We start from the raw sequence: 18,107 nt of genomic DNA, 5'->3' as shown, positions 1-18,107 counted from the left end.
AGCGCCTTTATGCCAGAATTTGAGGTCGAGCCAAAGCCATGCAGATGTCGTGACGATGACAGGTTGTGATGTGGTCGTTGACAAGGCCCGTCGCCTGCATCAGCGAATAGACCGTCGTCGGTCCGCAGAAGCGGAAGCCTTGGCGCTTCAGTTCCTTCGAGATTGCGGCACTGAGCGGCGTCTGGGCGGGTACCTCGGAAATGGCGGCGAAGCGGTTCTGAATCGCCGCGCCGTCGACGAAGCCCCAGAAGAAAGCGGCGAGCGACTGCTTCTGTTGCAGGTCGAGGCAGGCGCGCGCATTGGCGATGGCGGCCTCGATTTTTCCGCGATGGCGCACGATCCCCGCGTCGGCGACTAGCGCCGCGACTTTCGCCGTGTCGTAGCGCGCGACCTTTTCCGGGTCGAAGCCGTCGAAAGCGGCGCGGAAGCCCTCGCGCTTGCGAAGAATCGTGATCCACGACAGGCCGGACTGAAACCCTTCGAGGATGAGCTTTTCGAAGAACGCGCGGTCGCTCGTCTTAGGCACGCCCCATTCCTCGTCGTGATAACGGACATAAAGCGCGTTGTCTGCGTTCACCCATGCGCAGCGGGCGGGCTCTGCGACGGCGCGCGCGGCTTCGGCGGCAGTCACGCGGCATCTCCCGCAGGTTCCGGCTCAAGCGAATAAGCCGCCCAGTCCGGCACGGTCAGATCGACGTCCGCCGCACCGACGGTCAACGCGAGACGTTTGGCGAGCGCGTCGCGCACGCGGTCGATGCGGGCCAGCGCCACGCCATGCGCGCCATTGACAGAGCCGAGGCGGCCGACGGGGAAGCCGCCCGCCACGATATCCGCGCCGCCGTCCGGCAGATCCGCCGATGACGTCACCGAGAGAATACGCGTGCGCGCCGTTCCGCGATGCTGCATGCGCGAGACGACTTCCTGCCCGACGAAGCAGCCCTTCCTGAAGTCGACGCCGTGAAGAAAGTCGAAGCACGCTTCATGCGGAAAGGCGTCGCCGAAGGCATAGTCCGCGCCGCCTTCGGGCACGGCGAGCGCGATGCGATGCGCGGCGTAGTCTTCGGGCGTCGCGGTCAGGGAAGGGGTGGCGGCGGTGGAAATCAGGATGCGGCTCCCAAGCTCCGGCAGGCGCGGATCGGCATAGGCGAGCGCGCCGTTCGCTTTCGACCACGATTCGGCGTCCTCGCCCCAGATCGCACCCGCCGCCGTTTGCTCCGAGACGTCGGCGACATCCACCTTTGCACGGAGCTTGTACATGGTGAGCCGCTTCAGGAGGACGTCGGCCTGTGCTTTTGGCGCGTCGATGAAGTGCGTGTCGCCATGGCGGACGACGAAGAAGTCGCAAAGGATCTTGCCCTGCGGGGACAGCAGAGCCGCGAAGCGGCCCTCGTCATTTGCGAGATGCTCGACATCGTTGGTGATCAGACCGTGAAGGAAGGAAACGTGATCGTCGCCCGTGACCTTGAGGATGGCGCGATCGGGCAGAAGTGTTGAGGGCATGCGGGAAACCTCGCCAGGAAAGAAGCGGTGCCGGATCATAACACCGATTGGCGTTCCTGCCATGTTCCGCATGCAGCGCTCGCCGAACCGTGAGCGCGGACAGACCGCACCGGAGCAGCTATCGCTGCCCGGCCCAGTCCTCCACCGGTCCGCCATCAAAAGTTGGCGAGGGTTTCGCGCGGCTGCTGCGAAGCGGTGCCGCTTTTGCGGCCCAGGGGTCGATCTTCGCCGCCACCTCGAAATTCACGTGAGCGCCGGGCGTCGGCACCGCGTGAACGACCTTGTAACCCCGGCTCTTGAGTTCCCGAAGGATGACGGGAAGGGCGAGCGCGGTCCGCTGGTGAATGTCGTGCAGAAGAAGGATGCCGCGCTTCTTCTGTTCGATCCGTTCGATGGCGCGCTGGGCCAGAACCTCCGGCGTCAGGAACATCCAGTCGCTGGCATGAAAATCGATGTTCCAGATCACGATGCCCATTGCAGCGGCATAGGTTTCGGTCGCGCGCGTCGATTCGAGATAGGGAAAGCGGAAGAACGGCGCCACCGCCGCCTGATCGCCAAGGCTCTTTCCGGCCGTCGCGAAGCCGTCGAGGATTTCCTTCACAGCGGCCTTGTAAGGCAGTTTCGGAATGTGCGCGTGACGTTCGGAGTGCGTCCCGACTGTATGGCCTTCGGCAAGCACACGCTTCAACAGCGCCGGATGCGCCCGCGCCATCGTGCCGACGGTGAAGAAGGTCGCGTGCACGCATTCGGCCGCAAGAGCGTCCAGCACCTTGCCCGTCCAGGGGGGAATAGGGCCGTCGTCGAAGGTGAGGATCACCTCACGATCTTCGAGAATGGGCGTGCCGTAATCGGGGCCGCCGCCGACGCGATGCACCTTCGCCGGGTCGATGACGACCGTCCGGCTGGTGCCGAGCGTTCCCGCGGGGCAATCGGCCGCCCTGGCCGCGCCCGTGAGCGAAAGAAGCGCCACCAGACCGATGGCCGCATATCTGTAAATCATGATCCCACCACACATGGCTCTGCAACCCGGAACCATCTTCGCCTGCGGGCTTATAGCGCGGCTTAAGACACGACAGCAAAGTCTTCTTAATATTGGTTTCGCGGGTCTTGATGCGGGATGCCGGAATGGGTGCGCGCAAGGAAGAACTGTGGCAAAAACGACGGACGCGGCGGTTTCGGCCTATTCGCACCACAATTCAAAGCTTTGCCTCGGGCGATGGCGAATGAAACGGAAGCGGTCGACAACAATGCCACATCACAAACAATTGCGCCTCGGGGTCATGGTTGCCAGCGCCTCGCTTGCTCTCCTCGCCGCCGGGTGCTCGTCTCCCACCGGCTTGAGCGACTCGGTCGAGGGGACATTCATCCGCGCCGCCCCGACGTGGGATCTCAATCATGACGGTATCGTCACCTGTGACGAGTGGCGCGCTTATGTGAGCCAGCTTTTCAAGGAAGCCGACGTCAACCGGGACGAAAAGCTTTCGCCGGACGAATTCTCGCGCCTTGCCAAGGTGGATCGCCTGTTCGAGACGGCCGACTTCAAATATTACGACGCGGCGCGCAAGGGCTACGTGACGGAAGCGGATATGGTCGACCGGCGCAATTCCGCCTTCGTCGAACTCGACAAGCAGAACACCTGCCGGTTGACCACCTACCAGCTTCGCGCGGCGACGGTCGAACAGCCGAAGAAGGAAAACCCGGCAATTCCCGGCTCGCGATGATGCGCATGACAACAGGCGGCGAGCGATTGCGCGGTTGTATTTGTGTGCGGATGCATCCTTAGCTGGGGCTGGTGCATTCGCGCAACAGACAAAACTGCTTCGCCCTGCTAGATAAAAAGCCGTGTACCGCTTTTCATTGGGACGCGGCTTTCTCATGCATCGTCTTCTGGTTTCGCTTTCGATCCTCGCCGGGCTTCTCAGCCTCCCCGCCCGCGCGGCCAACATCACCACCTTGAGCCATGATGGCGTCACGCGGGTGATTGTCGTTTCGGGTGTGATAGCTCCGGGCGACGCGCAGAAATTCGCAAACATCGCGCTGATGACCGACGATGCCGTGGTGGCGCTTGCGAGCGATGGCGGCGCGCTGAAGGAGGCGCTCTCCATAGGCCGCGCGATCCGGCTCAAGGGTTTCTCGACCTATGTCGCCGCAAATTCGCGCTGCGCCTCGGCCTGCGCGCTGATCTGGCTCGCGGGTGTGCCGCGTCAGATGGCGTCGTCAGCGCGGGTCGGCTTCCATGCCGCCTATCACGACATGGCGGGCGTCAAGGAAATCAGCGCATCCGGCAATGCCATCGTCGGCTCTTATCTTAACACGCTCGGGTTGCCGGAGAAGGCGGTGTTGAGCCTGACATCCGCCCCGCCCACGAGCGTGCGATGGTTTTCGCCGGCGCAGGCTCGCGGAACGGGGATCGAAGTCACCGTTAAGGATCTCGACGGCCCTTCGGAAGGGAGCGTCACCGAGCAGGCCCAGACGGCCAGAACCACCGAGGTAACGAAAGACGTTTCGTCGCTTGGCGTGGGTGTCGCCGCTACGTCCGCGGAGGTCGAGGCGCAGGCGCGCAGTTTCGCGGCGCGCTATCTCACTTATGAAAACGAGGAGGCCTCCCGCTCGCTCGCTCTCATTTCGGCCGCTTACGCCGATAAGGTCTCGCACTTCGGCAAGGTGAAGACCCGGAAGGAAGTGCTGGCCTCTCACGCCGGTTTCGTGACCCGGTGGCCGAGCCGGAAACAGTCACTGAAGCCGGGTAGCGTGATCGTGCTCTGCAAGGTGCCGCAGGCGCAGTGCATGGTGGACGCGTTGATTGAGTGGGAGGTCGCCAGCGGAGCCAAACGCTCGAAGGGCGTCTCGACGTGGCATCTCGTGCTCAATCGCCAGTCGGATCGCTTTTCCATCGCCGCCGTGGACGGCAAGGTGATCGAACGGCGTAATGTGTCGCCGGAGCGAACTCGCGGTCCGTGCTTTCGCTCATTCTGTCCGTTCGACCTCGCCCTGCGCTGAGGAAAAGCCCCAGCAAAGGGCACGCGGGGTGAAAGAGACGCGCCCGCGAAGACGCCCCGCGCCTGTGGGAATCGATTCCGCCTCGCGGGAGGGCGCTTCTATCGCTTGCCCGCGCCCGCCAGCACATGCAGCGCATCGGCTTCGTCGAACATCATCTGCGTGCGGCTGGGGAAAGCGTTCTCGCCCTCCGAGATGAGCGCGATCATGCGACGCAACTCACCGCCTATATTGAGAATATGCAACTGCAAGAGCCTGTCGGTCTCATCCGGAAGCCCGTCGCGGATCATCCGCAGAATGCGGTCGTGCTCCATGACGGAAGGAAGAATGCGGTTGATGTGGTCGAGCTGCAAGCGCCTGTACGCACCGATCCGGTTGCGAATGCCGAGCGTCATCTTGACGAGGTAAGTGTTTCGGCTCGCGGCATAGATGGTCTCGTGGAAAACCTCGTTGGCGCGCGCATAGCTTTTCGGATCGTGCGCTTCGGCAAAGCGCCGACAATCCTCCTGCGCGGCGGTCATCGCCTCGATGTCGCTGTTAAGGCATGACTTGGCCGCCAGCCGCCCACAGGCGCCCTCAAGCTCGGCCATGACTTCAAGCAGTTCCACGAGTTCGCGGATGCCGAGGCGCGCGACCATCGCGCCCTTGTGCGGCCGGATGTCGACAAGGCCGTTCGCGGAAAGTTGACGAAGCGCCTCTCGAACCGGCGTCCGCGACGTGCCGTATCGCTTCGCGAGGCCACACTCGTCGAGCTTGTCGCCGGGCTTAAGCTGAAAGGAGAGTATTTCCTCCTCGATCAACGATCTCAAGCGTTCCGCTTGGGAACTCATAGGACTTCGCTCCTCGTTTCGTGCTCTCGACGATCCTTCCGCCCCAGTCAAAATTTCACGGGGGCGATCTTTACCGCGAAGGAAGCCATAGCCCGGATAATCCGAACAGAGAAGAAGCTGAAACCGCCTTTTCGAACGTCGATCACGAATTCCATGGTATCATCCTGATCAGACTCCACCTTTGATCAATCGCAAGCAGCGAGGCGCGCAGCCAGAATATGGATGTTTCTTTCTTCCAGGAAATCCTGAGCAAAATTTCCGATCGGGGCAGGCAGATTCTGGACTTGTCTTCGTTGATCGGAACCGACGCTGAAGAGTCGTTCGAAGAATTATGCCAGGCTTTGGTTTCGAGCAGGGGCGAAGCGTCGGGCGTTGCTCTCGCAAGACGAATCCTCGACCTCTACCGGTTGACCACAGATAAGGAAAAAGACGCTTTTTTCGTCTTTTTGGCAAGACATTTTCTCCCCGAGGCGGAAGCCGTTCAGCGCGCTGCGACGGCCTATGTCGAGCAGCCGCAGATCGGACAGCTCGAAACGCTCATGGCCGCCGTCGAATCCCCGAGGCAGGAGCTTTTCCGCCGCCTCAATCTTGCGCCGGGCGGTACGACGGCGCTTGTGCGCATGCGCGAAGATTTGCTGCGCCGCCTGAAGGACAATCCGGAACTCGCGGGCGTGGACCGCGATTTCGTCCACCTGTTCTCCTCCTGGTTCAATCGCGGCTTCCTCGTGCTTGCGCATCTGTCCTGGTCGAGCCCGGCATCGATCCTCGAAAAACTGATCGTGTACGAGAAGGTGCACAAGATCCACGGTTTCGAGGATCTGCGGCGCAGGCTCGACCCGGGCGACCGCCGCTGCTTCGCGTTTTTTCACCCGGCGCTCGTCGACGAGCCGCTCATCTTCGTTCAGGTCGCGCTTGCCAGCGAAATCCCGTCGTCGATCCAGTTGCTCCTTGCCTCCGATGCCGAAGATTTCGACGATCCCGAGCCGTCGGTGGCCGTGTTCTATTCGATCTCGAACTGCCAGGACGGCCTGCGGGGGATTTCCTTCGGCAACTTCCTCATCAAGCAGGTGGCGGAGGACTTGAAGAAGGAAAAGCCTTCACTCAAGACCTTCGTGACGCTGTCGCCCGCGCCGACTTTTCGTTCGTGGCTCGAAGGAAACCGGGCCGACCTGTCCTATCTCCCGGCGGCGCAACGGAAGCTTCTCGACGCAGCGCTCCAGGGGCAGTTCGGCGACAGCGAAGAGGAACTCAACGCGCTCGAACCCGCCATCCTTGCGGCCGCCGCGCATTATTATCTGCGCGCAAAGGATGCGAAGGGCAAACCGGTCGACCCCGTGGCGCGTTTCCACCTCGGCAACGGCGCGCGTCTGGAGCGGATCAATTGGCTCGGCGACACCTCGGAAAAAGGCATTCGCGATTCGTTGAGCGTCATGGTCAACTATTTATACGACCTTAAGGACATCGAGCGTAACCATGAAGCTTATGTGAACCTTGGTCAGGTGGCCGCGTCGAAAGCTGTGAGGTCCATCCTTGTCGCGCCGGAACCGGCCGCGAAGGCAGTGCAGCGCAAGAGCGAGGCAATCTCATGAGATGGCAGGGACGCCGCGAGAGCGAGAACGTCGAAGACCGGCGCGATGAAGGCGGCGGGGGTGGGTTTCCATTCCCCGGCGGAGGCGGCATCCGGGTCGGGCAGGGCGGCGGTGTCGGCATTCTCGGCGTGATCGTTATCGTCGGCCTAGCGTTGCTGTTCGGCGTCGACCCTCGCATCATCCTGCAAGGCGGCGAAGGTATGCCCGGCGGCATCCAGATCCCGCGCGAGGCGCCGCGCGCGCCCTCGCAAAGCGCCGGGGCGGACGATGAGGCGAAGCGCTTCGTTTCCGTCGTTCTTGGCGATACCGAAGACACCTGGTCGAAAATCTTCGCGAGCCAGGGCGTGCGCTACAAGCCGGCGAAACTCGTGTTGTTCAGGGACAGCGTGAAGTCAGGCTGCGGGTTCGCCAGCGCGCAGATGGGGCCGTTCTATTGTCCCATGAATCAGAAGGTTTATATCGACCTCGCATTTTTCGACATGATGAAGCGCCGCTTCCGGGCGCCGGGCGAGTTCGCGCAAGCCTATGTGATTGCGCACGAGATCGGACACCACATCCAGAATTTGCAAGGGGGGCTCAAGCAGGCGCAGCGCCTTCAGGCGGCCGCAACCTCGGAAGGTCAGCGCAACGCGATTCAGGTGCGCGTGGAGCTTCAGGCCGACTGTTACGCGGGCGTCTGGGCGCATCACACGGCAAAGCTGAACAACACGCTCGAACCTGGCGACATCGAGTCGGCGCTTCGCGCTGCCGCTGCCATCGGCGACGACGCGATCCAGAAGAGCACGCGCGGCTATGCCGTGCCTGATTCGTTCACGCATGGTTCCTCGGAACAGCGCGTCCGCTGGTTCACGCGCGGCTATCAGACGGGTTCGTTGGCGGCCTGCAACACCTTCAACGCCGACGCAATCTGACGGGCTGGTGCGGTTTTCCTTCTCCTGTTTGACGGGCGTCGAAGCGTGCTCCGCCACGCGCTCGCCACAGCTTTCCCCTATCAGCGCAGCCAATGTTTACTCCGCACCGCTATGCTTGAAGGGCAGGGCGGAGCTTTCCATTTGATCGCCTTCACGCGTAATGAAGAGCACCGGCGAAGGCAGAAGGGTTTGACCGATGGCGGGATTCAATGCGGTGGTGCTGGCGGCGGGGCAGGGGACGCGCATGAAATCGGCGCTGCCGAAGGTGCTGCATCCGGTCGGCGGCTTGCCGCTCGTGGCCCATGTCGTCAAGGCGGCAGCCGCCGCCGGCGCGGAAGCATGCTTCGTGATCGTTCCAACGGATGCGAACGGTTTCGAGGCGCTTCAGTTGCCCATCGCTACGCGGTTCTTCGAGCAGCGCGACCGGCTCGGCACGGCGCATGCCGTGTTGCAGGCGAGGCCCGCGCTCGAAACGGCAGAGCGTCCCGTGGTGGTGCTTTGCGGCGACGCGCCGCTCGTCGCGCCCGATAGCCTCGCGCGCATCGCGGCCGCCATCGCCAACGGGGCCGACATGGCCGTCATGGGCTTCGATGCGCGCAATCCGAAGGGGTACGGCCGCCTTATCACCGACGCGTCGGGCGCGCTTGTCGCCATCCGCGAGGAGAAGGACGCGAGCGAGGAAGAGCGGGCGATCACGCTTTGCAATTCGGGCATCCTCGCGTTTCGCGGCGATCTGATTCTTTCGCTGCTCGATCGAATCGGCAACGACAATGCGCAGCGCGAATTCTATCTCACCGACGCGGTTGAGGTTGCCCGCGCGCAGGGGCTTCGCGTCGCCTGCGAGATCATCGACGAGGACGAGGTGCGCGGCGTCAATACGCGCGCCCAGCTTGCGGAGGCCGAGGCCATTTTTCAGCGGCGCGCACGCGCGGCGGCGATGGCCGGTGGCGCAACGCTCATCGCGCCCGATACCGTCACCTTCTCGCATGACACAATCATCGGGCAGGACGTCGTGATCGAGCCGAACGTGATCTTCGCAAAGGGCGTCGTCATCGAGGACGGTGTCACGATCCGGGGCTTCTCGCATCTCGAAGGCGCGCGCGTCGGGCGGGGCTCGACCATCGGCCCGTTCGCGCGGTTTCGACCGGGAACGGTGCTGGAAGCCGGGGTGCATGTCGGCAATTTCGTGGAGCTGAAGGGGTCGCATGTCGGCGAAGGCGCGAAGGTGAACCACCTGAGTTACATCGGCGATGCGAGCGTCGGCGCCAAGACGAACATCGGCGCGGGCACCATCACCTGCAATTACGACGGCTATAAAAAATACAAGACCGATATCGGCGCGGGCGCGTTCATCGGCTCGAACAGCTCGCTCGTCGCGCCCGTGACCATCGGCGATGGCGCCTATATCGGCTCGGGCAGTGTGATTTCCGAGAATGTGCCGCCCCACGCGCTGGCGCTGACGCGGGCGCCGCAAGTCCACAAGGACGAGTGGGCGAAGCGCAAGCGCGCGCGTCACGAGGCAGAGAAGCACTCGAAATAAGGCGGAACCGCACGCGACCGGCCGGGAAGGCGGTTTCGCCGTCTCGCAAGTCTCTGGCGGTGCTGTTTCGCCTTGGCGGCGTGGGGAGTGTCTTGAATGAGCACTATGCAATAGTATAACATTGCTCACGCATTCCACCCGGAGACCCGCCTTCCCATGACGCAGAAAGACACTCGCCTGCCCGTAACAGTCCTTTCGGGCTTCCTCGGCGCGGGCAAGACCACGCTGCTGAACCACGTGCTGAACAACCGCGAGGGGCGGCGCGTGGCGGTGATCGTCAACGACATGTCAGAGGTCAACATCGACGCCGACCTTGTGCGGGCGGGCGGCGCGAACCTGTCTCGCATGGACGAAGCGCTCGTCGAGATGTCGAACGGCTGCATCTGCTGCACGCTGCGGGAAGACCTCCTGAAAGAGGTGGCCCGGCTCGCGTCCGAAGGGCGCTTCGACTACCTTCTCATTGAATCGACCGGCGTTTCCGAGCCGTTGCCCGTGGCCGCAACTTTTGAATTTCGCGATGAAGAAGGCTTGAGCCTGTCCGATATCGCCCGCCTCGACACGATGGTGACGGTGGTGGACGCGGCGCACCTTCTGAAGGATTACGCGAGCACCGACTTCCTGCGCGACCGTGGCGAAGTCGCGGGCGAGGAGGATAACCGCACGCTGGTCAATCTCCTCGTGGAGCAGATCGAGTTCGCCGATGTCGTTATTCTCAACAAGGTGTCCGAGGCAACGCCCGAGCAGCTCGACGCCGCGCGCAAGATCGTCCGCAGCCTCAACCCCGATGCGCGTGTCATCGAGACGGATTTCGCCCGCGTCGATCCCGCCCGCATCTTCGACACGGGGCTGTTCGATTTCGACAAGGCGCATCAACACCCGCTCTGGTACAAGGAGCTTTACGGCTTCGCGGAGCATACGCCGGAAGATGTCGAATACGGCATCACGAGCTTTGTCTGGCGCGCGCGTCGGCCGTTCGACCCCGCCAAATTTCATGAGTTCATCCAGACGCCGCTGCCGGGCGTGGTGCGCGCGAAGGGTCATTTCTGGCTTGCGACGCGTCCCGACTGGGTCGGTGAGTTCAGCCTCGCGGGCGCCATCGCGGCGACGGGCGGTATGGGCTACTGGTGGGCCGCCGTGCCGGAGGCGCGTCTGGCGCAGGACGAAGAAACGCTTGCGAAGATCAAAGCGCGTTGGGATCCGGTCTTCGGCGACCGGCGGCAGGAACTCGTGTTCATCGGCGCTCTCGGCGAGATGAACCGCGGGCGCATCGAGGCGATGCTGGAACGCTGCCTCGTGGGCGACGCCGAGAAGCCGGTGTTCACTCCCAAATCATGGGCGAGGCTTCCAGATCCGTTTCCGTCATGGGGGCGCGGCCCGAACGGATGACGCCGCGCGAACCTTTCCGAAGCGCAACTTAAACCGGCCTGAAACAGTCTGTAGTATTGTTTGAGTTTGTCCGTTCGCGCGGCGCAGCTAGCATCGGCGGCGATCACGTCGTTCGACCTTCGGAAAGGCCAAACCCCATGTGCGGAATCATCGGCATCCTCGGAAAAGAACCGGCAGCGCCAAGGCTCGTCGATGCGCTGCGTCGGCTCGAATATCGCGGGTACGATTCCGCGGGGGTGGCGACCCTCGAAGCTGGCGTCCTCACCCGGCGGCGCGCGGAAGGCAAGCTCGCTTCGCTCGACCGCAAGCTTCAAGCCGAGCCGCTTTACGGCACGTCGGGCATCGGGCATACGCGCTGGGCGACGCACGGCGCGCCGGTCGAGAGGAACGCGCATCCCCACATGGCGAGCGGCGTCGCCATCGTTCACAATGGCATCATCGAGAATTTTCGCGTGCTTCGCGAAGAGCTTGAGAGGGACGGCGAGACCTTCGAAAGCCAGACCGACAGCGAAGTCGTCGTCCATCTCATCAATCGCGAGATCCAGCGCGGCGCGGAGCCGGTGGCGGCTGTGCGCGCGTCGCTCGCGCGTCTCACGGGCGCGTTCGCGTTGGCGATCCTGTTTACCGGGCGCGACGACCTGATGATCGGGGCGCGGCGCGGCAGCCCGCTCGCCGTCGGCTACGGCAAGGGCGAGATGTTCCTCGGCTCCGACGCCATGGCGCTCGCACCCTTCACCGACCGCGTGACGTTTCTCGACGAGGGCGACTGGACCGTTCTCAGCCACGACGGCGTGACGATCCACGATGAAAGCGGCGCGGAAGTGAAGCGCCCCATCGTGCGAACGGCGGTTTCGGCGCTTCTCATCGACAAGGGCAACCATCGCCACTTCATGGCGAAGGAGATCCACGAGCAGCCGGAAGTCATCAGCCGCACGCTCGCGCATTATGTGCGCTTCGCCGACAATTCCATCGAGCTTCCGGGCGGCGATCTGCCGTTCGACAAGCTGTCGAAGCTTACGATCACCGCCTGCGGTACGGCTTTCTATGCAGCGCTGACCGCGAAATACTGGTTCGAGCGCTATGCGAAACTTCCGGTGGATGTCGATATCGCCTCCGAGTTCCGCTATCGCGAGGCGCCGCTGCCGAAGGATGGGCTCGCGGTGCTCGTCTCCCAATCCGGCGAAACGGCGGACACGCTGGCGAGCCTCCGCTATTGCCGCGACCACGGCCAGCTCATCGCCTCGGTGGTGAATGTGCCGGAATCCTCCATTGCGCGCGAATCGGACGCGGTTCTTCAGACGCTGGCGGGGCCGGAAATCGGCGTCGCCTCGACGAAGGCCTTCACGTGCCAGCTATCGGTGCTGGCCTGTATGGCGATCGCCGCGGGGCGCAAGCGCGGCGTGCTGTCGGCCGCCGACGAGGCCGAGCTTGTGAGCGCGCTCGTGCAGGTGCCGCGCCTCATGGCCGATGTGTTGAAGCGCGAGGACGAATTCGACGCGCTGGCGCAGACGCTCGCGAAGGCGCCGCTCGTCCTTTATCTCGGGCGCGGATCGAGCTATCCGCTGGCCCTCGAAGGCGCGCTGAAGCTGAAGGAAATCTCCTATCTCCACGCCGAAGGCTTCGCGGCGGGCGAGTTAAAGCACGGCCCCATCGCGCTGATCGACGAGACGGTGCCCGTGATCGCGCTCGCGCCGAAGGATGCGCTGTTCGAAAAGACCGTGTCCAACCTTCAGGAAGTGGCGGCGCGCGGCGGCAAGCTCGTCGTGTTCTCGGACGCGCCCGAAGCGCAAGCGGCGGTCAAGGCGCAGGCGAATTTCGTGCTGCCGACGGCGCACAGCCTCGTCAACCCGATCCTCTACGCCGTGCCGATCCAGCTTCTCGCCTATCATACGGCGGTGGCGATGGGCACCGATGTGGATCAGCCGAGGAACCTCGCGAAGTCGGTGACGGTGGAATAGGCGCGGCTTCGGCGGGATTTTTGGTGTCCGGTGACAAAAATGTTTCATCCTGAACAATAAATAATCATCCTCGACAAAATAGTATCATCCTGAAATCGCGTCTTCTAAGGGTGGAGTGGCGGATAAAAGCCGCTCCACTCTGGGGGGATGATGGCGCGCCAGCGATATGGCTTCGATGAAGACAAGATAGAGCGCTTTCTCAAGGAAGGTCGCGGTCAGGGCCGGGGGCGAGACTATCTCCCTTGGCTGACTATTCGGGATGTACCCTCGCGTGGACGTTCGCACCGGCTTCAGGGATTTACGACGGACCGGGTGCATCATCTGCTTTCGGACATCGAGTGCGGCCTGTTCTACCTCGCCGATTGGTCAGACTCAGTCACCGATATCCGCGAGCAGTTTCCGCTTCAGCGCGACGCGACACAGCGCATCGCCGCGCAACTCGACGTGGCTCACCCCTGCGACTCGGCCACGCGCACGCCGCTTGTCATGACGACGGATTTTCTTCTCGACGTCGTTCAGGACAGAAGACTCAAACTCATGGCGCGGGCCGTGAAGCCGGCTTCCGACCTCGACAAGCCGCGGACTCTGGAGAAGCTCGAGATCGAGCGGCGTTACTGGCTTGAACAGGACGTGGACTGGGGCATCGTCACGGAACGTGAAATTCCGAAGGTTGCCGTGCGCAACATCGCATGGGTGCACAGCTACGGGACGCTTTCGCACATCAATCAGCCATATCCTGGTTATCTCGACGAAATGGCCGAACACGTTTTGCGGGAGATTTCGGCCCGCCGATCAGGCACCCTAAGGCAGTCCTGCGCCGACATCGACGAAGGCTTTTCGCTCGAGCGAGGAACGGCTCTTATGCTGGTGCGCCATCTGCTGGCGCGAAAGAAGCTCCGCTTTCCGATCGACGAGCCTCTGGATGACGATGTGGCGCTTGAGCGCTTCACGGCGCATCGTATCGATCGCCTGAGGTCGGCACTATGAACGACATCGAGGTCAATCAGCTTCTGGAATATCCGGCGGACGGCCTCGTTGAGCGAGTGCTCTGGATCGACCCAGCCAACAGGGGGCTCTACGCCATCGACATCCATGCGGCGCGGGCGCTTCCCGTCTTTCGCATTATGGAAGATATGGAGAGGCTGCGGGAAGCGGGCGTCTGGCGGCATGCAGCCAGCGATCCGTGGTTGCGCCCTGTTGTTGAAGACGCAATCCCCGCTTCTCACCGCGCAAAGAGGAATCGTGGCTGGCTGATGATCAAGCCGCTAATTTCGGATCAGCCGGCGATCTTCGATGAAATCAAGCGTGGGCGGGCGATAACGAAAGCAATGGCGAGTACCGGAGCGACGAATCAAACCCTTTACCGCCTGTTGCGCCGCTACTGGCAGCGGGGCCTGACGCCGAACGCGCTGCTGCCCGACTACGGAAACTGCGGCGGTCGTGGCAAGGACAAGGCCGTTTCGGCGAAAAAACGCGGGCGAAGCCAAGTCGGCGGCGAGGAGGAAGGGATCAACATCACGCCGGAGATCCGTTCGATGTTCCGCGCGGTAATCACTCGGCGCTTCGCAACGCGGCAACAGATGGATCTGCGCGATGCTTGGCAGGAGGTGATGCGGGCGCATTTCTCACGGCGCGCCATCGACGAACACACCGGGCAACAAGTGCTGGTAGTGGACAAAGGCGCTCCTACCTTGCGGCAATTCCGCTATTGGTTCGAGAGGGACAACGACGTCTTCAAGGTTGAGCGCACGCGCCGCTCCCCGCGCGTCTACGACAAGGACATGCGGGCGATCCTTGGCTCTTCCACAGCCGAAACCATAGGCCCCGGATCGCGCTATCAGATCGACGCGACGATAGCCGACGTCTACCTCATCTCTCGCTACGACCGTAGCAAGATCGTCGGACGGCCCGTGCTCTACGTGGTGGTGGACGTCTTCAGCCGCATGATCGCGGGCGTTTATGTAGGGTTCGAAGGGCCATCCTGGGTCGGTGCAATGATGGCTCTCGCCAATGCCGCATCGGACAAGGTGGCCTACTGCAAGCAATTCAGCTTGGACATCGGCGACGCGGACTGGCCCTGCAAGGTTCTGCCGGATGTGCTTCTCGGCGATCGCGGTGAGATTGCTGGCGGCATGATAGAGACTTTGATCAACAACTTTCAGGTCCACGTCGAAAACGCTGCCCCCTATCGAGCGGACTGGAAAGGCATCGTAGAGCAGCGCTTCCGCCTGCTCCCGTCACGGTTCAAGGCGTATGTTCCGGGTTATGTCGGCGACGATTTTCGCGCGCGCGGCGGCACTGACTACCGGCTCGACGCTGTTCTCGACATCGACCAGTTTACTCGCATCATCCTCCATAGCGTGCTGTACTACAACACCCGACACCTCATCCGCGATTATGAGAAGCCGCCGCAGATGATCGCGGATCAAGTCAAGGCCATCCCGATCGACCTTTGGGAGTGGGGCATCGCCCACCGAAGCGGCAGGCTGCGCTCGTTCCCGGCGGAACTTGTGCGCCTGAGTTTGCTGCCGAGCGCCGAGGCGACCGTCACTGCGGCGGGCATCCGTTACGCCGGCTGCTATTACAGCTGCCCGAAGGCCCTTTCGGAGCACTGGTTCGAGCGTGCGCGACAGAAGGGCACCTGGAAGGTAAGGATCTCGTACGAGCCCCGCTCGATGGACGAGGTCTACCTTCACGATGAAGCCGTCCGTCTCGATTTCATTCCCTGTGCGCTGACCGACAAGAGCCGCCATCATCGCGGACGGACGCTGTGGGAAATCGACCAGATCCGAAAAGATGAGCGCCGGCAGGATGCAAGACACGAGCCTGAAGCCTTGCAGGCGCAAGTGAACCTGACTGATTCCATAAAAGCCATCATCGGCGAGGCCGAGGCGATGCGGCCGGAGCCAACCGGCGAAAGCAAGAGCAGGCGCGTGAAGAATCTCCGGGAAAATCGTCGGGCGGAGAGGGAGGACGAACGGGCACGTGAAGCATTCCGTTCGCCTACTCCCGCGCTCGACAAGAAGGCCGGAAGGGGTGAGGTGCTGCCGTTCCGGACCGGCAAACCACCCGAGGATTACAGCCTGCCGGACATCACGGAATTTCTTCGCAGCTTCGAGAAGGGGGAAAGCGGCGATGAACCATGACCGAGAGGAGCTGCCGGAATATCGCGAGAACCCGCTGATTGCGAAGCTGCCTCTGCTGCTGTCGCCAGCAGACGCATGGCGCGCGCTCGCCGATCCGCCGCATTTCGATGCGAGCGAGCGGCAGCTTCCCGCCCATATCCGCGCCCATTGCATCCAGCGTCTCGGGCGCTACTTCGAGCCGCTCGAACGGCACCTGCAACTGGAGGCCTCCTTCGCGGCGCTACTACGGCAGGGCTATCTGAGCCGCAACATCAGGACGCAAGATTACATCAGGCGTCTGCAGGACGGCCATGAACGCGTCGTTCAAAAAGACATGCTCGCCTTTCGTCATCCGGTCCGCTCGACCGCCTCCTCTTTCGCGCTCATCGGCTGCTCTGGTGTCGGCAAGAGCAAGGGGATCGAGCGAGTTCTGGAGCTCTATCCGCAGGTGATCCATCACGACGAGCCATTCAGCCTCGATCAAGTGGTCTGGGTGAAGCTCGATTGCCCTTATGTCGGCTCGCCGAAGCAGCTCTGCATCTCCTTCTTCAAGGAGATCGATCGGCTGCTCGGCACACGTTATCTCGGCAAACACGGTGCCAGGCGAATCTCCATCGACGAAATGATGGTGCATATGGCCCATGTCTCGAACCTTCACGCCGTTGGCGTCCTTGTGATCGACGAGATCCAGCATCTCAACCAGGCGCGCGGGACAGGGCCCGATGCGATGCTGAATTTTCTGGTAACGCTCGTGAACACCATCGGCATCCCTGTGATCATCATCGGTACGCTCGGCGCCTTACCGCTCCTGCAAGGCGATTTTCGGCAAGCGCGGCGTGCGAGCGGCCTCGGTAGTCTCGTGTGGGAACGCATGGAAGACGGACCAGCGTGGCGACACTTCATCGAGAAGATGTGGACCTATCAGTGGACGAGAGAAGTGGCGCCGCTTACCGAGGAGATACGCTGCGTTCTTTATGAAGAAAGTCAGGGCATCCTCGATATCGTGGTGAAGCTGTTCATGCTGACGCAGCTCAGGGCGTTGCAACTCGGCGCTATGCGCGGGCGGCCGGAGATCGTCGATGTGGGCCTGCTCAAGCACGTCGCTAAGGAAAGCTTTCGCGTCGTTTACCCCATGATCGACGCGCTGAAACGGAACGACAGGCAGGCGATCGCCAAATACCACGATATTCGACCGTTACAGGATCATGTGATGCAGGCTTTCAGCGATGCAACAGCTCGACTAACGCCGTCCGTGCCGGTTCATGTCGCTCCAGTCGGAAAGGTCACGAACAGCGCCGAAAACGATACTGATCCTTTGTTGAGGGCGCTGGAAGGTATCGGCATCGCGCCTGACGTCGCGGCTATCCTGCTTGCCGAAGCGAGAGCTTCCAACCCTGGCCTCGGTCCTCTCGATCTTATAGCCTGCATTGCCGAGAAATTGCACGCTCGCGGCTCCGAGGCGAAACCGGCCAAGCCGCGGCGTCGGCCGAAGGTCAAACCGGACGTAGGGCCGGGAGATCTCCCGGCCCTCACGATTGAAGGCAAGGAGAAAGGACTTTCGGCATACGAAGCGCTGCGGAACGCCGGCTGGATCAAGCCCATGCCGAACGAATTCCTGCACTGAAGCGCGCGCGTGAAGGATTCGGCCTCGTGCGCACGAACCACGGCTGATCGACCGATCCGCAAACGGTGGAAGTTACGCGCGCCTTCCGGGCGGAGCTTCAGAAGGCTGGCGTTGCGATCGCGATGCTCGACGGTGCGACCAACTGGCAGGAGGTGCACCGGCGATTTGTGTCGAAAAAGCTCACCATCAAACAGCGCGGCGCGGGCCTCTCCATCGAGGACGAGACCCGCCGAAGCATCCGCGCCAGCGCCGTCGACCGCCTTTGGCATCGGATAACTCGTGAAGCGGTTCGGCCCGTTCCAGGGCGATGCCTGGACCATAGGCCCCTTACCCTTCAAGAGGCGCAAGCCTTTGCGCAAGTGATGCGCGGAGCAGGGCTGCACGACGCAAGCTCGTCGAGACCTTCGTCACCGCATGCTACAACATGGGCAAAAGAGCACCAGCGCCTGAAGGGTCCGAACATGGCTGTAGCCACTGGCGCATCGAGATGAATAAAGCCAGAAACGACCTGAAACAACGTGTCAGGCAAGACCTTAATCGTAAGCGGTGTTCTGACCTCACCTTCCATTTTGCTCGAACGGCTGCGAGTGTGACGGTTCCTTGAGGGATCGTCTTATGTCTAATCCTGGTCGTAGTCCTATCACTGA

15 protein-coding genes are annotated in these 18,107 nt (G+C 62.4%); 11 read left to right on the top strand and 4 right to left on the bottom strand.

Features of this window, described 5'->3' with window-relative positions; all coding sequences use genetic code 11:
* Positions 1–7: 7 nt before the first annotated feature.
* From KKP04_RS01695 to KKP04_RS01685, 3 genes are all read right to left on the bottom strand, one after another.
* Positions 8–631 carry a DNA-3-methyladenine glycosylase I gene (locus tag KKP04_RS01695; RefSeq protein WP_215025701.1) on the bottom strand — a complete coding sequence of 208 codons (624 nt, stop codon included), beginning with the start codon at positions 629–631 and terminating at the stop codon, positions 8–10.
* Positions 628–1,500, bottom strand: a complete 873-nt coding sequence (locus tag KKP04_RS01690; protein ID WP_215025698.1) for a folate-binding protein YgfZ — start codon at positions 1,498–1,500, stop codon at positions 628–630. Before KKP04_RS01690 ends, KKP04_RS01695 begins: the two co-directional genes overlap by 4 nt.
* Positions 1,501–1,618: 118 nt before the next feature.
* On the bottom strand, positions 1,619–2,500 hold the full coding sequence (locus tag KKP04_RS01685; protein ID WP_215025694.1) for a polysaccharide deacetylase family protein: 882 nt from the start codon (positions 2,498–2,500) through the stop codon (positions 1,619–1,621).
* 247 nt (positions 2,501–2,747) lie between these two features.
* Here KKP04_RS01685 and KKP04_RS01680 point away from each other — a divergent pair, with 247 nt between their 5' ends.
* Positions 2,748–3,221 (top strand): histidine kinase, encoded by a 474-nt coding sequence (locus tag KKP04_RS01680; RefSeq protein WP_215025691.1) that lies wholly within the window; start codon positions 2,748–2,750, stop codon positions 3,219–3,221.
* A 154-nt stretch (positions 3,222–3,375) separates the two neighbouring features.
* The gene (locus tag KKP04_RS01675; RefSeq protein ID WP_215025687.1) at positions 3,376–4,500 is read left to right on the top strand and encodes a hypothetical protein; all 1,125 of its coding nucleotides are present in this window, start codon (positions 3,376–3,378) and stop codon (positions 4,498–4,500) included.
* A 98-nt stretch (positions 4,501–4,598) separates the two neighbouring features.
* Here the strand turns inward: KKP04_RS01675 and KKP04_RS01670 are convergent, their stop codons facing one another.
* Positions 4,599–5,327, bottom strand: coding sequence for a GntR family transcriptional regulator (locus KKP04_RS01670; RefSeq protein WP_215025685.1), 729 nt, complete (start codon positions 5,325–5,327; stop codon positions 4,599–4,601).
* Between the two features lie 446 nt (positions 5,328–5,773).
* Between KKP04_RS01670 and KKP04_RS01665 the strand changes: the two genes are divergently transcribed.
* The 9 genes from KKP04_RS01665 to KKP04_RS15865 all read left to right on the top strand — a co-directional run bounded on the left by KKP04_RS01665 (position 5,774) and on the right by KKP04_RS15865 (position 17,951).
* A complete protein-coding gene (locus KKP04_RS01665) occupies positions 5,774–6,916 on the top strand; it encodes a malonyl-CoA decarboxylase (protein ID WP_251133839.1) in 1,143 nt (380 codons plus the stop codon).
* A complete protein-coding gene (locus KKP04_RS01660) occupies positions 6,913–7,827 on the top strand; it encodes a neutral zinc metallopeptidase (RefSeq protein WP_215025679.1) in 915 nt (304 codons plus the stop codon). The genes KKP04_RS01665 and KKP04_RS01660 overlap by 4 nt, the downstream gene beginning before the upstream one ends.
* Positions 7,828–8,023: 196 nt before the next feature.
* The gene (gene glmU, locus KKP04_RS01655; protein WP_215025678.1) at positions 8,024–9,367 is read left to right on the top strand and encodes a bifunctional UDP-N-acetylglucosamine diphosphorylase/glucosamine-1-phosphate N-acetyltransferase GlmU; all 1,344 of its coding nucleotides are present in this window, start codon (positions 8,024–8,026) and stop codon (positions 9,365–9,367) included.
* A 156-nt stretch (positions 9,368–9,523) separates the two neighbouring features.
* Positions 9,524–10,753, top strand: a complete 1,230-nt coding sequence (locus KKP04_RS01650) for a GTP-binding protein (RefSeq protein WP_215025675.1) — start codon at positions 9,524–9,526, stop codon at positions 10,751–10,753.
* A 137-nt stretch (positions 10,754–10,890) separates the two neighbouring features.
* Positions 10,891–12,711 (top strand): glutamine--fructose-6-phosphate transaminase (isomerizing), encoded by a 1,821-nt coding sequence (gene glmS, locus KKP04_RS01645; protein ID WP_215025672.1) that lies wholly within the window; start codon positions 10,891–10,893, stop codon positions 12,709–12,711.
* A gap of 150 nt (positions 12,712–12,861) precedes the next feature.
* Entirely contained in the window at positions 12,862–13,698 is an 837-nt protein-coding gene (locus KKP04_RS01640) for a TnsA endonuclease N-terminal domain-containing protein (protein WP_215025669.1), read from the top strand.
* The gene (locus KKP04_RS01635) at positions 13,695–15,857 is read left to right on the top strand and encodes a Mu transposase C-terminal domain-containing protein (RefSeq protein ID WP_215025666.1); all 2,163 of its coding nucleotides are present in this window, start codon (positions 13,695–13,697) and stop codon (positions 15,855–15,857) included. The genes KKP04_RS01640 and KKP04_RS01635 overlap by 4 nt, the downstream gene beginning before the upstream one ends.
* Positions 15,847–17,460 (top strand): ATP-binding protein, encoded by a 1,614-nt coding sequence (locus KKP04_RS01630; RefSeq protein WP_215025663.1) that lies wholly within the window; start codon positions 15,847–15,849, stop codon positions 17,458–17,460. The genes KKP04_RS01635 and KKP04_RS01630 overlap by 11 nt, the downstream gene beginning before the upstream one ends.
* Before the next feature lie 122 nt (positions 17,461–17,582).
* Positions 17,583–17,951, top strand: coding sequence for a hypothetical protein (locus KKP04_RS15865; RefSeq protein ID WP_371818679.1), 369 nt, complete (start codon positions 17,583–17,585; stop codon positions 17,949–17,951).
* The last annotated feature ends 156 nt before the right edge of the window (positions 17,952–18,107 follow it).

Origin of the sequence: Rhodomicrobium sp. Az07 (assembly GCF_018619475.1) — a bacterium.
Lineage (GTDB): Bacteria > Pseudomonadota > Alphaproteobacteria > Rhizobiales > Rhodomicrobiaceae > Rhodomicrobium.
Note: the sequence above shows the minus strand (reverse complement) of the source record. Positions and strands in the feature narration are given on the sequence as shown.

Bases quoted from the DNA above. Each gene is read 5' to 3' on its own strand.
- KKP04_RS01630 (WP_215025663.1), top strand. From the start codon at position 15,847: ATGAACCATGACCGAGAGGAGCTGCCGGAATATCGCGAGAACCCGCTG.
- KKP04_RS01690 (WP_215025698.1), bottom strand. From the start codon at position 1,500: ATGCCCTCAACACTTCTGCCCGATCGCGCCATCCTCAAGGTCACGGGC.
- KKP04_RS01635 (WP_215025666.1), top strand. From the start codon at position 13,695: ATGAACGACATCGAGGTCAATCAGCTTCTGGAATATCCGGCGGACGGC.
- KKP04_RS01650 (WP_215025675.1), top strand. From the start codon at position 9,524: ATGACGCAGAAAGACACTCGCCTGCCCGTAACAGTCCTTTCGGGCTTC.
- KKP04_RS15865 (WP_371818679.1), top strand. From the start codon at position 17,583: ATGCTCGACGGTGCGACCAACTGGCAGGAGGTGCACCGGCGATTTGTG.
- glmU (WP_215025678.1), top strand. From the start codon at position 8,024: ATGGCGGGATTCAATGCGGTGGTGCTGGCGGCGGGGCAGGGGACGCGC.
- KKP04_RS01685 (WP_215025694.1), bottom strand. From the start codon at position 2,500: ATGATTTACAGATATGCGGCCATCGGTCTGGTGGCGCTTCTTTCGCTC.
- KKP04_RS01670 (WP_215025685.1), bottom strand. From the start codon at position 5,327: ATGAGTTCCCAAGCGGAACGCTTGAGATCGTTGATCGAGGAGGAAATA.
- KKP04_RS01640 (WP_215025669.1), top strand. From the start codon at position 12,862: ATGGCGCGCCAGCGATATGGCTTCGATGAAGACAAGATAGAGCGCTTT.
- glmS (WP_215025672.1), top strand. From the start codon at position 10,891: ATGTGCGGAATCATCGGCATCCTCGGAAAAGAACCGGCAGCGCCAAGG.
- KKP04_RS01675 (WP_215025687.1), top strand. From the start codon at position 3,376: ATGCATCGTCTTCTGGTTTCGCTTTCGATCCTCGCCGGGCTTCTCAGC.
- KKP04_RS01680 (WP_215025691.1), top strand. From the start codon at position 2,748: ATGCCACATCACAAACAATTGCGCCTCGGGGTCATGGTTGCCAGCGCC.
- KKP04_RS01660 (WP_215025679.1), top strand. From the start codon at position 6,913: ATGAGATGGCAGGGACGCCGCGAGAGCGAGAACGTCGAAGACCGGCGC.